The 15,145-nt window shown below is 24.1% G+C and carries 17 protein-coding genes; 10 read left to right on the top strand and 7 right to left on the bottom strand.

What is annotated here, in order from left to right; translation table 11 throughout:
• The 6 genes from KQY27_RS05870 to KQY27_RS05845 form a co-directional block, all read left to right on the top strand.
• Window positions 1-211: hypothetical protein (locus KQY27_RS05870; RefSeq protein ID WP_224425562.1), on the top strand; the 211-nt coding region annotated here is incomplete at its 5' end.
• A gap of 362 nt (window positions 212-573) precedes the next feature.
• Complete coding sequence (locus KQY27_RS05865) at window positions 574-1,104, top strand: Rpn family recombination-promoting nuclease/putative transposase (RefSeq protein WP_342765748.1); 531 nt, start codon at window positions 574-576, stop codon at window positions 1,102-1,104.
• A 138-nt stretch (window positions 1,105-1,242) separates the two neighbouring features.
• Window positions 1,243-1,503, top strand: a complete 261-nt coding sequence (locus KQY27_RS05860; protein ID WP_224425638.1) for a hypothetical protein — start codon at window positions 1,243-1,245, stop codon at window positions 1,501-1,503.
• A 260-nt stretch (window positions 1,504-1,763) separates the two neighbouring features.
• Window positions 1,764-2,267 (top strand): fumarate hydratase C-terminal domain-containing protein, encoded by a 504-nt coding sequence (locus tag KQY27_RS05855; RefSeq protein WP_224425637.1) that lies wholly within the window; start codon window positions 1,764-1,766, stop codon window positions 2,265-2,267.
• Between the two features lie 215 nt (window positions 2,268-2,482).
• Window positions 2,483-2,758, top strand: a complete 276-nt coding sequence (locus KQY27_RS05850) for a hypothetical protein (protein ID WP_224425636.1) — start codon at window positions 2,483-2,485, stop codon at window positions 2,756-2,758.
• Window positions 2,736-3,164: a MarR family transcriptional regulator gene (locus KQY27_RS05845; RefSeq protein WP_224425635.1), complete on the top strand. Its 429-nt coding sequence runs from the start codon at window positions 2,736-2,738 to the stop codon at window positions 3,162-3,164. Before KQY27_RS05850 ends, KQY27_RS05845 begins: the two co-directional genes overlap by 23 nt.
• A gap of 139 nt (window positions 3,165-3,303) precedes the next feature.
• Here KQY27_RS05845 and KQY27_RS05840 read toward each other — a convergent pair whose 3' ends face one another.
• From KQY27_RS05840 to KQY27_RS05830, 3 genes are all read right to left on the bottom strand, one after another.
• Window positions 3,304-3,858 (bottom strand): tRNA (cytidine(56)-2'-O)-methyltransferase, encoded by a 555-nt coding sequence (locus KQY27_RS05840; RefSeq protein ID WP_224425639.1) that lies wholly within the window; start codon window positions 3,856-3,858, stop codon window positions 3,304-3,306.
• Window positions 3,859-3,977: 119 nt separating this feature from the next.
• Window positions 3,978-4,772: an adenosylcobinamide-GDP ribazoletransferase gene (gene cobS / locus KQY27_RS05835; protein ID WP_224425634.1), complete on the bottom strand. Its 795-nt coding sequence runs from the start codon at window positions 4,770-4,772 to the stop codon at window positions 3,978-3,980.
• A gap of 64 nt (window positions 4,773-4,836) precedes the next feature.
• On the bottom strand, window positions 4,837-6,075 hold the full coding sequence (locus KQY27_RS05830) for a phosphatidylglycerophosphatase A (protein WP_224425633.1): 1,239 nt from the start codon (window positions 6,073-6,075) through the stop codon (window positions 4,837-4,839).
• Window positions 6,076-6,451: 376 nt separating this feature from the next.
• On the opposite strand from KQY27_RS05830, the gene larC reads away from it, so the two are divergent.
• From larC to KQY27_RS09265, 3 genes are all read left to right on the top strand, one after another.
• The gene (gene larC, locus KQY27_RS05825) at window positions 6,452-7,720 is read left to right on the top strand and encodes a nickel pincer cofactor biosynthesis protein LarC (protein WP_224425632.1); all 1,269 of its coding nucleotides are present in this window, start codon (window positions 6,452-6,454) and stop codon (window positions 7,718-7,720) included.
• Window positions 7,721-7,896: 176 nt separating this feature from the next.
• A complete protein-coding gene (locus KQY27_RS05820) occupies window positions 7,897-8,154 on the top strand; it encodes a KTSC domain-containing protein (RefSeq protein ID WP_224425631.1) in 258 nt (85 codons plus the stop codon).
• 230 nt (window positions 8,155-8,384) lie between these two features.
• The gene (locus KQY27_RS09265) at window positions 8,385-8,828 is read left to right on the top strand and encodes a DUF3800 domain-containing protein (RefSeq protein WP_342765747.1); all 444 of its coding nucleotides are present in this window, start codon (window positions 8,385-8,387) and stop codon (window positions 8,826-8,828) included.
• Between the two features lie 181 nt (window positions 8,829-9,009).
• Here KQY27_RS09265 and KQY27_RS05810 read toward each other — a convergent pair whose 3' ends face one another.
• Entirely contained in the window at window positions 9,010-9,903 is an 894-nt protein-coding gene (locus KQY27_RS05810) for a putative glycoside hydrolase (RefSeq protein WP_224425630.1), read from the bottom strand.
• A 443-nt stretch (window positions 9,904-10,346) separates the two neighbouring features.
• Between KQY27_RS05810 and queC the strand changes: the two genes are divergently transcribed.
• Window positions 10,347-11,060 (top strand): 7-cyano-7-deazaguanine synthase QueC, encoded by a 714-nt coding sequence (queC, locus tag KQY27_RS05805; protein ID WP_224425629.1) that lies wholly within the window; start codon window positions 10,347-10,349, stop codon window positions 11,058-11,060.
• A gap of 85 nt (window positions 11,061-11,145) precedes the next feature.
• Here the strand turns inward: queC and KQY27_RS05800 are convergent, their stop codons facing one another.
• The 3 genes from KQY27_RS05800 to KQY27_RS05790 form a co-directional block, all read right to left on the bottom strand.
• Entirely contained in the window at window positions 11,146-11,661 is a 516-nt protein-coding gene (locus tag KQY27_RS05800) for an acyltransferase (protein WP_224425628.1), read from the bottom strand.
• 175 nt (window positions 11,662-11,836) lie between these two features.
• Complete coding sequence (locus tag KQY27_RS05795) at window positions 11,837-13,654, bottom strand: hypothetical protein (RefSeq protein WP_224425627.1); 1,818 nt, start codon at window positions 13,652-13,654, stop codon at window positions 11,837-11,839.
• A gap of 184 nt (window positions 13,655-13,838) precedes the next feature.
• Complete coding sequence (locus KQY27_RS05790; protein WP_224425626.1) at window positions 13,839-15,029, bottom strand: glycosyltransferase; 1,191 nt, start codon at window positions 15,027-15,029, stop codon at window positions 13,839-13,841.
• Between the last annotated feature and the right edge of the window lie 116 nt (window positions 15,030-15,145).

Here is a 15,145-nt window from a genome sequence, read left to right as displayed (position 1 = left end):
TTTCCATATGAGAAACGGAGTTAAAATCAAAACCAAATACATCAAAATCAAATCAATAGCTCCAGGAAAGAAAATATCAATAATCGTCAGCTACTTCCCAGACAAAGCAAACCACAGATACTGCATAGCACACTTCCAAATAGATCCCAAAAACAAAAACAAAGAAATAATATTAGCTAACAACAAAAAATCAATTAGCTTAAAACACTAAAAATAAAACCAAAACAATTCAAAGGATAAATTAACTCTTTTTATCCTTTCTTCTATTTTTTATTTATTTATTATTTTTATTTTATTTTTTATTATAAATCAATTTTTCATAATGATAAAAATTTTCATATTCCTCGTTAATTTTTGTATTGCTTATCAATTTTCCTATTCAATGTTTATTTTCTCATTTCATAATAATATTACCTTTATTTTTTAGAATAACTTATATATTACCTTATTTAATAAGTTATATAGTATTTTATTCCTTATTATAATTATATCAGAACGTTCATTCGTCATTATTTAATATTGAACTTTCAATGGTTTTTATAGGAAAAAATATTTATTATATAAAATTGAAAAATAAGAGGTGAATATATTAAAATAATAATTGATAATGAGGAAAGAAACATAAATCTTCTAAATGATTTTCTTTTTGGTAAATTGTTTGGTGAGAGAGGATGTGAAAAAGAAACATTACATTTAATAAATACTTTCACAAAAAGAAACTGTACTGATTTGAGTTTTGAAACAAATGAAATGAAAGGACAACATGAAGGTAATAAAAAATCTGTTACAGATGTTTTAGTCATGACAAATGATGGTAACATTGTTAATATAGAATCACAGATTAAAAAACAGGAAAAATTTCACAAAAGAACACATTTCTATGACTCTAGTTTAAATTCAGTTTTTCTAAGTGCTGGTGAAAACTACAATGAACTACCATTAGTAATCACAATAAACATTCTAGGTTTCAATCTACATCCTCTAGAAAAATACCACACCACATTCAAACTAACAGAAACAACATATAAAGAATACATATTAGATGATGTAATAGAAACACACAATATCGACTTAGTAAAATTTAGAAAATCAAAGATTTTCTAACATTGCAAAATCGGAGATTTTGCAAAGTTTAGAAAAAAACTAAGAAATGGAAAATTTGATTTAAACGATCCTGAAGATCGAATTACTTTATTATTTGATGTTAAAGCTCCTCAAAATTTAATTGAAAAGGTGATTGAAATGGATGAATTTGCAAAAAACGTCTATGAAAAAACTTTACATATTTTAAAAGATAAACAGGAATATATATCTTATATTCGAGCAGATCAAGCCGAACGGGATAAAAAAGGCATGATAAAATATGCAGAAAAACAAGGAATAAAAAAAGGCATAGAAGAAGAAAAAATTTCAATAGCTAAAAATTTAAAAAATAAAGGAATTTCACTTGAAATAATATCTCAAACAACAAACTTACCCCTTTCAAAAATTAAAAAACTCTAAAAATTCTATCTAATTGGGAGATTATCAATTTTTCAATATCTCACTTTTTTATTTTTTTTATCTTAAAATAATGTTTTTTATTTTAAATTAATTGTTTTTATTTTAATTTATATTATCAATTAATAGTAATTTTTACAGTTAATTTTCATTTAATTTTTAAAATATATGTAAAGTTGTATCAATAAATAAAAATCGTATTCTAAAAATAGTAAAATAGTATAATATTAATAATTTAAAACATATAATTAAATAAGATTGCTATGAAAAAAATAGAAACTCCTATCTCAAATGAAACTATCAATGATTTGAAAGTAGGGGATAAAATATTAATCAGTGGAATTATTTTTACAGGAAGGGATGCAGTTCTTCCTAAGCTAAAAGAGAAAATAGCTAATGACAGGCTAGATGAAATTCCTTTTGACTTAAAAGGTAGTGTTATTATGCATACTGCTGTTAGTGATGCAGGAATAGCTCCTACTACAAGTAATAAAGAAGAAATTGAATCTTCTATTCCAGAATTAGCTAAAGCAGGAGTAAAGATTCATATTGGTAAAGGATCTCTTAGTGAAGAAACAAAACTTGCTCTTAACAATGAAAATTCTATTTTTGTAGTCACTCCTCCAGTAGCTGCCCTTATAACAAATTCTGTCAAATCAAAAAAAGTAGTGGCTTATGAAGAAGAGGGGATAGAAGCTATTTTCATGTTAGAAGTAGAAGACATTCCTGGAATTGTAGCTATTGCTCATGGGGAATCTATTTATTAGTTTCTATTAGTTTACTAATTTCTTTAAATTGTATATATCTTATATATTTATTTTATGGATATTGTATTAAGATATATTTGTTATATTTTTATTCAATTCTTTTTTAAATTTTTAATATTTTTTATCATTTTTTTATATAATTTATCCTTTTAAATAAAAATAGTTATGTATAAAATAACATAACATTTATATATATGGTTTATATATACTATAACATGGATAGTAAAACAGTAATACAAGATCATGTTTTATATCGTCGGTTAACACAAAGAGGGTGGGCAATAATTGTATTGCCTCCTAAAATAAGAATAGACAACTTTCATGGTTATCCACATATACATTTCCAACTACATGGGATAAAACATAATATAAAGGTAAATAACATGGAGGAAGCTTATGAAATAGTGCATAATCATATAATGGATCTTAGGAAAGTTAATAAAAGAATACTATTTAGGGAGTTAAATTATGATATCAATAAAGATGATTAAAAAAACTACAGGTAAAGGAATGATACGAAAGTTTGAAAAAGCTTATGGTTCATTTGATGGGCTTGAAAGAATAGTTAAAAAAGATCCTGAAAATATGATTGCCTATTATGATTTGGATGATTGGAAATATTTTTTAAAACATCCAAATGAAGAAGTTGAGGATGGTAAAACTATATTTACAGAGGATTTGAGTATTGGAAAGATAGAATTAGAGATATTAAATTTTATAAAAAATAAACATCCTAAGTCAATGAGAGATTTAGCTAAATTAATGAATAAGGATGTAGGTAATGTACAAAGAAAAGTTAAACATTTAGAAAAAGAAGGTTTAATAACATTAGAAGAAGGTAGTAAAAATAGTAAAATTCCTATTGTTAATTATGATAAAATAGAGATTGAAATATAGAATTGAGATTTAATTAATTTTTCATCTGTTTATTATTTTTTCTATCTATAATTTTCTCCAATTCTTTTATTTTAATTTAAATAATATTTTATTTTATAATTTCTTTTAAAAAATCATATTAATTTTATTAGTTTTTTATTCATTCATCATCAGTTTTATTTTCTTCATGAATATTAACTTGTTTACCTTCAGCTGTTGGGATAACTTCAAAAACAGCATTATCAAATTCAAGATCAAATTCAGATCCATCCATTAACATATGTTGAAAAACAGCTAATGATGCAACTTCTGAATGAGGTTGTTTTGTAACAGAGACATTATAATCTGACTTTTTATATATTTTTGTTGGAACTCTAGAACCTCCAACTACAATTAGCTTATCCTTTGGGGATTCTCTTATTTCTTCTATAACATCTTGGACTTGTGAACCATACATTGTTAAATGAATAACCTCTCCACCATTATTTTGCCATTCTTCGATTAAATTCATGTAACTTTTTTTATATTCTACTTGAAAGTCTCCTCCCCAACGTTCGACTACATCTTCAACATTTTTCATCAGTTTTTGATCCTCTTCCCCACTTAAATAGGTTTTTGAAGCACCAAAAGCTCTTGATGTTAGACACACATGAGTTGTTATTCGAGCATCTCTTTTTTTCCTATGATCTAATCTTAAAACATTAATATTCATTATTATCACAAAAAATTAATTATATTTAAATTAATTATATTAGTTATACTAATTTTTATTTATAGTAATTATTATCTATTAATTATCTATTAATTATACTAATTTTATCAATTATAGATTATTTAAAACATTATAAAAGCTATTAACATAAATAAAAGGGAGAAAAGTCTCCCTATTTCATTGGAAGCACCTAAAACATCTCCAGTAGCTATTTCAAAGTTATTTTTTCCAATAAGGGCCATTAATGATCCTCCAAAGACTCCTCCTAAAACTCCAAATATTCCAATAAAGCTAGCAAAGAAGTATGCAATAATTATAGCTATTATTAATGCTACTACAAATTTTGTAATTGTCATGGATTCTATAAAATATTTTCCAGTTCCATTAGGACCTGATTTTGAAGTAATACAACAGCTAACTAATCCTACTTTTGCAGACATCTCACAAATTAAAATAGCTGCTAAGCTTCCAGCTAAAATTAAAGAATCTAAAAGAGCAACTGATATAATAGCAACTATAAAGAATAGGGCTATTCCTCCAGTCCCTATCATGGAATCTCTCATTACTTTTATTTTCTTTTCTGGAGATCCATGAACCATTAAAGCATCACCTACATCCATAAGTCCGTCAAGGTGATGGAATCCATTGAACCATATGAAAAAACTATATATTATAGCTGAAGTAACAAAAAATGGAAAATTCAATATGTTTAAAATAAATCCAATAAATAATGCAATTAATCCAACAAAAGCACTTACAACTGGCCAAAACCATGTCATTTTTGCCATTTCTTCAATATTTGTATAAATATTTAATGGAAGGATAGTTGAAAAAGTAATTAATCCTCCAATAGATCTTAAAGGAGAACTCTTTTCATTATTAAAATAATCATCTTTTTCTTTGTTTTTATCAGTCATTTATATCGCTTCTATTAAATCATTATTATCATTATTATTTTCATTATTCTTATTTTTATTCTTTTTATTCTTCAAATATTTTAGACATACAACCAGCTACAAGCCCTGCAAAGATATCATCAACCATTGGTCCTAATTCAGATATTATTCCAGGTTTTTCTTCATCATAACGTTTGAAATTAAAAGTAGCTTTGGTTCCAGCTATTTGATTAGAGATAGCTATTCCTAAAACTTCATCAGTATAAAGATATGCTGGATCATCACTTACATCTACTTCTCTAAGTCTATTATTTTGGAAATCTTCTTCACACCGTATAGCTGACATTAAAAGAGCTATAACATTTAAATCTTCAAGTGATTTTAATATTTGGTTTTTTAACTTTAGTCTTATTTCTTTCATTATTTCAGGAGTATCTTCTATTCCAACACATAATTCCATTCCAGCATCCACAAGAGAATCAATTGTAACTCCTTCAGCAATAATATAATCAAGTATACCAAAAGATAAGTTCATATTTTTTAATGAGTCATTACAACTTTTAACCATAGTTTTGATTAATTCTTTTTCTATTTCATCTAATTTTTCAGAATTTGGTAAATTTTCTTCTGAATTTCCATTTTTTGAATTAATTAATTTCATTAGATCTTGTGTTTCCCCTTTTTTAAATTCAATCGGAGATTTACAAGCTAATATTAATGACTCATTATTATTAATACTATCTTGAATATGTTCTGGTAATTGTAAATATTCAAAATATTTAATTTTTGTTTCAATAGCTATTTTATATAGCTTAATCAAATCCTTCAAGGTTAAATTTTCATTTATATAAATAATTTGATTCAAATCCAGGTTTATTGAGTCATAACCCCTTTTAACTTTTGCCATATGAAGATTTTCAGTTACTTTTGTAAGATTAATATTATTATTTATAAAATTAATTATAGCTAAATGGGGGGATGATTCTATGAAGTAATCTATATTTTCAATGGGATATTCTTGAGCAATATAGCTATTATAGCTATTGTAATTATGAAAATTATCATTTATTTTCATTTCACTTTTAAATGAGTCTAAAGAGGATTTAAAGTCATTATTATCATTGTAATTTTTTAATAATATGATTATGTTTTCTACAATATCGATTCCATTATTTTCTTGATTTTCATTATTTGTATCTGTAAATGTTAAAAAATAATCAGAATTTTCAATATAGAAATAATCATAGTCACTATGAAGTTTTACATTATCAAATATTTCCATGTTCTTCTTCTTTGATTTTAATTTTGTTTTTCTATTTTTCAAAACAATCCCTCATAGAACTATATTTAAATAAATATTATCATGATTATTAGATAAATCCTCTAATTTATAATGTAGTTATTTATAATTTAGCTATATATAATCTTATTTATAATTTTTAGTATAATTATTTAGTAATTTTAATAATTTTATTTACTATTAGATTTTATTTAATTTTTATTTAATTATTTACTTAATTATTTACTCAATTATTTAATTAATTTTAATTTAATTCAATAGTATTATTTATGTTATTTAACATATTTATTATAAAAGATTTAATATATTTTAATTCAATATTTTTAATTAAATATTTTATTAAATATTTATATTTGCTTAAATATTCTAAATAACATTTTATAATTAAGGAAAGAATTTCATGGTACTTATAATAGATCCTCAAAGTGCAGGAATAGCTGGAAATATGATTGCAGGGGCTTTTATTGATTTAGGATGTAATTCTAATGAGATTAAGCAAGTCATGGAAACTGTTACACGTGGCTTTGGTGGAGCAAATATTAATATAAAAAAGGTTAATAAAGCTGGAATTGAATCTACATTTTTAGAAGTGGAAATCCTTGATGAAAATAACCATAATAATCATTCTATATCTTATAATAATTTGTTATCTGAAATTAATGAAATAAAAAAGAATGAAATGGCAAATGAAGATAGTGTATTTTCTAAAGATATTATTGAAGATGTTTTTGCTATTTCAAAGAATGTATTTGAAAGAATAGCTAAAGCTGAATCAAAAATTCATGGGAAATTATTAGAAGAAATTCATTTCCATGAAGTTGGTGCTGCTGATGCAGTTGCTGATATTATTGGATCTGTATTTGCTTACTGTAGAATGGGATTTAATAATTCTGATGAAAATGTTATAGGTTTACCAATAGCTCTAGGAGGAGGGACAACAAATAGTTCTCATGGTAAAATCCCAATTCCTGCTCCAGTAGTTGTGGAAATGTTAAATAACACTAATGTTTCATATTATGGGGGGCCTGTAGCTAGTGAACTTGGCACTCCTACGGGAGTTGCCCTATATCTTGAATTATGTGATGAATTTAAGGATTTTCAACCTATAATAAAATCAACAGCTACTGGTTATGGTTCTGGAAGAAAAGATTTTGATTTTCCAAATGTACTCAGACTTATTAAAGGAAAATCTGAAGTAAAATCTCAGACAATTGATGTAATTGAAACCAATATTGACCACCTTTCTGGAGAAACAGTTGGATATTTGTTTGAAAAATTAATGAAAGAAGGAGCAAGGGATGTAGCTATTATTCCAGTATTAATGAAAAAAAATCGCCCAGGACAATTGCTTAAGGTAATTTCAAAGAAAGATACAACAAATAAACTCTTGGATGTTATTTTTAAGGAAACTGGAACTTTAGGAATTAGAATATCTGAACAAACTCATAGAGGAATAGCTAGTAGAAAAATAATTTCTCTCAATGTTAATGTTCAAGATAAAGAAGAAGAAATAACCTTCAAAATAGGTTTTATCGGAGACGAAATTATATCTTCAAGACCAGAATATGAAGACATCAAAAAAATTGCATCTAAAAGAGATATTCCTTTAAATGAAGTTTCTGAAATAGCTAATTTTGAAATTAAAAAGTATTTAGATGGTCTTGATTGATTAATATTTAATTTGTAAAGAGTTTATTATTATTTAGCTATATTGGTTGATTAATACTTAATTTATAAAGAATTGATTATTATTCAGCTAATATGAAATTTTTAATGTTTAGTTAGGAATAAAAACTATTCCTTGTGTTTGCTATATTAATCTTTTATGTATAGGGTATTGATTTTATGAATTTGTTTTTAAATAATATTGCTTTTGAAAGAGTTTATTATGATAATAAAAATAAATTATTATTTGTAATATTTAGAAATACTCATTTTACTAAATATGTTCATGAAAATGTTCCAGTTTATGTTTTTGATGATTTTAAAAATTCTAATTTTTCTAATAGGTTTTATCATAAAAATATTAAGGATAAATATAAAAAAGATATATCTTTTTTAACTCCTGAAGATCGAGATTTTTTAAATATTTCAAAATATTAAAATAATTCAAATTATATAATACAAATATTAATATTTTTTTATTAAATAGTAATATATTTATGTAATAAAAAATAACTTTTAAGTATGATTAAAATATATTTAGATGAAAGTGGTGATATGGGAATAAATGGCTCAAAATATTTCATTATAAGTATATTAATTATAAAAAAAAGTCCAAAAAAGTTAAAATATATTGTTAAAAGATCTAAAAGATTTAAATTTAAGAAAAAATTAAAAATGTCAGAGAAATTAAGTTTTATCATCTTTCAAAAGAATTAAGATTACATTTTCTTGAAGAATTAAATAATATTGAATTTGAAGCATATTCTATTGTTTTAAATAAGATACGATTGAAACATTTGCTTCAAAGAAAAAACATGAACGATATTTATGTTGATATGATAATTAAATTATTAAATGAAATATATTTTAAAGAATCTTTTGACTTAACTATAGACTCTTTCTTACCATTAAATAAAATAAAAGAATTAGAACTTAAGATTTTAAGTATTAATGAATTTAAAAATTCGAAAATAAAAGAAAATTCTTCTGAAAAAATTATTGGAATACAATTTGCAGATTTAATAGCAGGAGCTTGTTTTCAAAAATTTGAAAGACAAGAAAATGGATATATTGAGAAAATAAATAAAAAACATAATATTTACTATTATTAAAAGGCCCGTGCCTTATAGCCACATTATCTCAAAAGAGATCCGCCACAATATTGCAACGGAACTATAAGGACTTACCCAGACTTAATAATATTATATTTGTTATAATATTTATATATTTCTACCCTTTTTTATTTCTATATTTTTCATCTGATTTCATCAATAATTTTTTTCATGAATATTTTTAAGAAAGTTCTCTTAGATTAAACCAGTTTTTCATCATTTCCCAATTAAATAAGGCAATACTGTCTGCTCCGCCATTTAAAGCAGCTTGGGCATTTTCTTTTATTTTACTAGCTGGTAAAGATGTTAGATTAGTATCACTATCATAAGTTTGTATTCCAATACATACTTTAGACCACATAGCTTCCTTTTTAAAGTAGGTAGCTATGGATTTTACCCAACTAGAATTTTGATTGTAGTTACCTGCATAGGCCATTGGAATAATTGCATCAGCATAATAAGATAATGTCCAAATATCTTGCCCATAATATTTTTCATCTTCACGTTCTGGCATAACAGTTATTGATAGTGTAATATTTTTATCTTTTATTTTATCGCTAACCATAGATACAAATTTATTTATAGCATTAGTAGAAGTTATTCCATTGGGGTAATCATATTTATAAGCATTTCCAGGATACCTAAGATAATCTAGCTGAATACCACTAACTCCTGGAATTTCAGAATATTTCTCAATCTCTTCTACTTTTGAATCAAAATAGGGAAAATTGAAGGTTTTCGTTGTTGTATTAATTGGATTAACCCATTTGTTCCCATCACGAAAACTTTGAACCCATATATGAACCTTAATATCTTTAGCATTAGCTTTTTTTATCCAATTACTAACATTTTTTTCACCAAATCTGTCAACTGCACTTGAATGTAGAAATATGTTTTTAATACCATTATTAGATAAGGCATCTAGGTTTACTTTGTTCATATTTTCTCCTTGAACCCAAACACCATTTCCAACATCATCTTTAAACATTACTGTAGTAAATATACTTGCTACAATAGCTATTGAAAATATGATTATTATTAAAATAGCTTTTTTTATCAGTTCACTTCTTTTCATTATTTTTCCCTATTCGTGATATATTTTTATTAATATTAGTTTAGTATTTAGCTTAATTATTTAAATATTATTTATTATATATTCAATATTGCATAATATTATTAGATATTATTAAATATAATTTAATATAATTGATTAAAATATTCTAATTATTCTAACATATTTTAATATATTTAATATAATTTAGTATATTTATTTGATTTTATTATTATAAATTTTCTTTAATTAATTGTTATTAATAAAAATAATTATTAATAATTATTAGTAACTATTAATATTTATTATAAATTAATTAATTCTTAATAAGATATAATATAAACTAATTCTATAATAAATTGATATAATTAATATAATAATAAAATATAATAAAATATAGTAGAGTATAATATAATTTAATTTAGTATAATAAAATATAATATAATAATATAATGTAATAAGATATTATGAGTTTTAAAGATAATGGATTAAATAAAAAGAAAAAAGCTATTTCTGTTCTTTCTGGAGGATTAGATTCAACCATTGCTACTGCTTATTTTTCAAAGGATTATGATATCCATGCAATAACTTTTGATTATGGGCAAAAAAGTTTAAAGCAAGAAATTAACTCTGCAAAATTAATTTGTGATTTTTTGGGAATGGAACATGCTATAATTGATATTAAATGGCTAGCTAACCTTGGAAATTCTTCTCTTACTAGTGATAATGAAATTCCTAAGGTAAATTTTGAAGATATTGATAATATATCTGTTAGTAATGACACAGCAAAAGCAGTTTGGGTTCCTGGTCGAAATATAGTTTTCACAGCTATTGCTACTTCTTTTGCAGAAAGTGAAGGTGCAGAAATTATTATAGTTGGTTGGGATAAAGAGGAAGCAGCTACTTTTCCAGATAATTCAAAAGAGTTTTTAGATAGTTTCAATCAGTTGATTGGTATTGGAACTAAATCTTCAGACAAAATTGAAATTAAAGCCCCTCTTATAGATTTAAACAAAAAAGAAATCGTTGAACTTGGTAAAAAAATTAATGCTCCTATGAATATTAGCTATTCTTGTTATACTGGAAAAAATAATCATTGTGGTATTTGTGAATCTTGTGTTAGAAGAAAAAGAGCATTTATTGAAGCAAATATCGAAGATCCTACAAATTACGATAACTAACCAATATAACAATAAATATTTTAAATAATTTTCATATAATATAAAATAATTATTTTTATGAAATAATTATTCATGAATTAAATATTTAATGAAATTTATTTTCTTTTTTCAATTTTTCATAGTGTTCAATATCTCTGTTTTTAAAGACTTTAGCAGGATGGCCTCCTGCAATTGCATATTTAGGAATATCTTTAACAACAACGCTTCCCGCTTGAATTATTGCTCCTTCTTCTATTGTAACTCCAGGAAGTATCATAACTCTATTTCCTAACCATACGTTATCTTCTATAAATATATCTTTTGAGATTATTGTATTATCATAGGGGATAGCTGTTCCTTTATCATAGTTGTGGATATCAGTAATTATCATACATTCAATTCCAGAATGAAAATTATCTCCTATTGTTACTTTTCCTTTTCCTTGTATTTTCATACCATTAAAGTTGATATTATTTCCAAGTATTGTATTTGAAGTAACATAGCTAGGTCCATTAACTTTTAAATCTTTTCCAATACTTTTAGCTACCTTTTTTACCTTATTTTTATATTTATTTTTTTTAAAATTTTGGTAATGTTTGTAAAAATAGTTTATTATACTCATAAAGCGACCTAATTTCTTTAATTATTATATGTAAATAAATAAGATTATTAATAGATTATTAATAATTAGTAATAGATTACTAATTGATTATTAGTAAATTATTAGTATATTATAGATATTAGAGAGATATACAAATATTATAATATATTATTAAAGTAATTTTTAAATAAAATATTCATGAAGAACATTCTGTTGAATATTGTGAAAGAAGAACAGCGACTTTATGGGTTGTTACATCATCTAATTGTCTGTTTCCATGAATTATTTTGTATATAAGTTCATCTAAAAATAGATCTTCATCAGTTAAAGGCATATTGATAATTGCTACATCATTATTCACAAAACCAACTAATGGTTCAACATAACAGTTTTTTAACCCATTTTCATTTAAAAAATCAATTAATTCTTCACTTAATTGTATAGATTTTTGTTTTATTTTGTTATTATTCTCAAATTTAAGTGGAGTTTCTCTAAATTTGAATTTTCCAACTTTTGTTTGTTTATTTTCAACAGGAATATTTTCTTCAACAATTTTCTTATTACTCTCATAGTTATTATTGGCTTGATCTACAATGTCAGAAATACCTAGTAAATCGAAATTATCTAATTTTGATTTATTAATTAAATTAAGATTCTCTGTATCAATTTTAGGTTTTTCTTTATCTTCTTTTTCATTGTAACTTTGACTTACTATAGCAAATATTCCAGAAGCTCCTACAACAACATGATTGATACCATCGTTTGCATTTGGAGATTTAACAAAATAAAGCACATAAAAGTTTTCAGGAAGAGTTAAAAGTTTTTTTCTGATAATTCTACCTCTTTTTTCAGTAGCAGAATATTTTTTGTTTTGCATTACACCAATGCCAAAGAGAATAAAACCAATAATTATGAATATTACGCTATATACTCTTTGAGATAAAAGAATGTCACCAAAACCAATTAATACCAATATAAGTCCAGCTACAATATAAACATCATGATAAGAAGTATTTTTAATATTTGGGTGTGGTACTAACTCTTGTTTTTTATTATTTTTATTAATAATTTCATCAATTTTTTCATCAGTTGTATTAGGGAAACTATCTAAATTATCTATTTCTCTATCATTAGTTATACTTTCAGAAATTTCTTCTTTTTTCCCCTCATTTTCATTCATTTCCCTATTTTTTGCAATTCTATCGAATATAGAAATTTTAGAATTCTTTTCTTCTCTTTTTTCTATATCATTAAAATTTGAATCAACAATATCTTTATATTCTTGAGTTACATTATTAAAAAATTTATTATTCATTTGAGTTCTTAATTTTTTATCAATTTCCTCTGTACTTCCATCATTGATAGGAGAAACAATAGGTGATTCAAATTTTGAACTTGAATTATAATTTACATCAGATTTAAAATTAGATTTAGAATTAGAATTAGATTCAGAGTTACTATAATTTGAATTTTTATTATTAGAACTATTATTAAAATTATTATTAGAATTAGAATTAATAGTGTTGGAATTATTGATATTGTTGTTATCATTATTATTTATACTATTTTTATTTTCAATATCATTCCATTTAGAATCAGGAATATTTTGTTGATTTATTGGTTTAAGATAATCAGAATTAGAATTAATTTTAGAATTAGAATCTATATTTCGCTGTCTTAGTTTCAAACGTTTTTCAAGATTTTCATTAAGTTCTTCATCAATATAACGTAAATTCCCAAAACAGCTTGAACACTCGTAATCTTCAGGGTATTCGTTTTTATCAATACTATATTTTAAACCACAACTTTCACAATATACAATTTGTGAATTTGGGTTATCTTGATTCTGATAAAGATTATTGCTATGATTTTGATTTATAGCTGAATAAGTAGAAGGATATTCTTCAACTTCTATTAAGTTCCCAGCACAAACAGAGCATTCATAATCATTAACGGATTCATTATCATCAATTTGATATTTAGCCCCACATTTTTCACATGCTACAACTTTCATAGTATCATTGTAATAATTTTCTAGATAACTTATATTAAAATATAGTACTTTAACTATAACATCTTAATATATTTCTTTTCTTTGATTTAAATATTTGTATAAACAGAGAATTTATGTAGAATTTCATTATCTAAAATATTTTTATTTTTAGGAATATTTATTTTTATTATTTTTTTTATTATTATTAACTATGTCTTTTTTTATTATTAACTACGTCTTCATAAATGGACTTAACTTGCTTTTCAACGGAATCCCAATTGTATTTCTCTTTAACTTCTTTTAAACCATTTTTTCCATAGAATTCCATTAATTCAGGATTTTTAAGCAGTTTTTTAATTTTATCTGAAAGATCTTCTTTTTGATATTCACAAGATAAACCAACATTTTCATTTACCCAAATGTGTATGTGATTATTTTCAGTTAAAATTATTGGTTTTCCACAAGCCATAGCTTCAAGGCCACTAGTTGTGAATGATTCATACTGTGAAGGCATAATAAATATATCACAATCTACAATGGCTTCTTTTTTATCTTTATTATATAATGGGCCAGTTATAATAATATTTTCTGGATTTATATTAAATTTTTCAATTAATTTATTTAATTCATCTAAAAATCCATCATCAGGACCAACAATAGCTAATTTCACATTTTTTAAATCATTTAAATGACTAAAAGATTCAATTAAAAGATCTAAACCTTTTATTTTATGTATTCTCCCAACAAATAATAATAGTTTATCATCATTACTAATATTGTATTTTTGTCTGAAATTTCCTTTCTTAGGTAAATTTTCATATTCTTCTAAATCAATTCCTAATGGTACTATTTCTATATTTTTTTCTTCTACTCTCATTTTTAAATATTGTTTTTTCTCAACTTCTGTTAAGGCAAAGACTTTAGAAGCATTATGGAGAATATTAAATCCCCATAATTTATCAAAAACCTCTTTCATTTTTTCTTTTTGGAAAAAAGGAAGCACTGATCCATGAGCTTGTAAAACATAAGGAATTTCATTTTTAATTGCATAATGGGTAGCTATAATGGCTAATGAATGTCTATGTTCATGTATATGTACGATATCATAATTTTTAATTTCATTTTTCAGTTTAAACGGTAAAGCATATGGGGTATCTATTGTTAATTTATTTTTAAATGAATTTGATAAGTTTTTAAAATAATAAGTTTTTATACCATCTACATCTACATCATATCTTTTTTTAAGGTTCATAGGTTCTTTGCAACTATCTGTTGTAAAGACAGACACATCATTTCCTTGTTGAGCTTGTTTTTTACCAAGCTGGTAAACTGCATTAACCACTCCTCCAGCAGCTAAACAAGGATAAAATATTGGAACGACATGTAAAATTTTCATTTTTTCACCTATATTCTCTTTCAGATTTTTTTGATCTATTTTTCTTTTATTATATTATTTTATAGATTTGATTTTTTATTTTTATCTATTTTTATTTTTCCCGATCTTTCCATATT

It is taken from the genome of Methanobrevibacter sp. TMH8, assembly GCF_020148105.1.
Classification (GTDB): domain Archaea; phylum Methanobacteriota; class Methanobacteria; order Methanobacteriales; family Methanobacteriaceae; genus Methanobinarius.
Note: the sequence above shows the minus strand (reverse complement) of the source record. Positions and strands in the feature narration are given on the sequence as shown.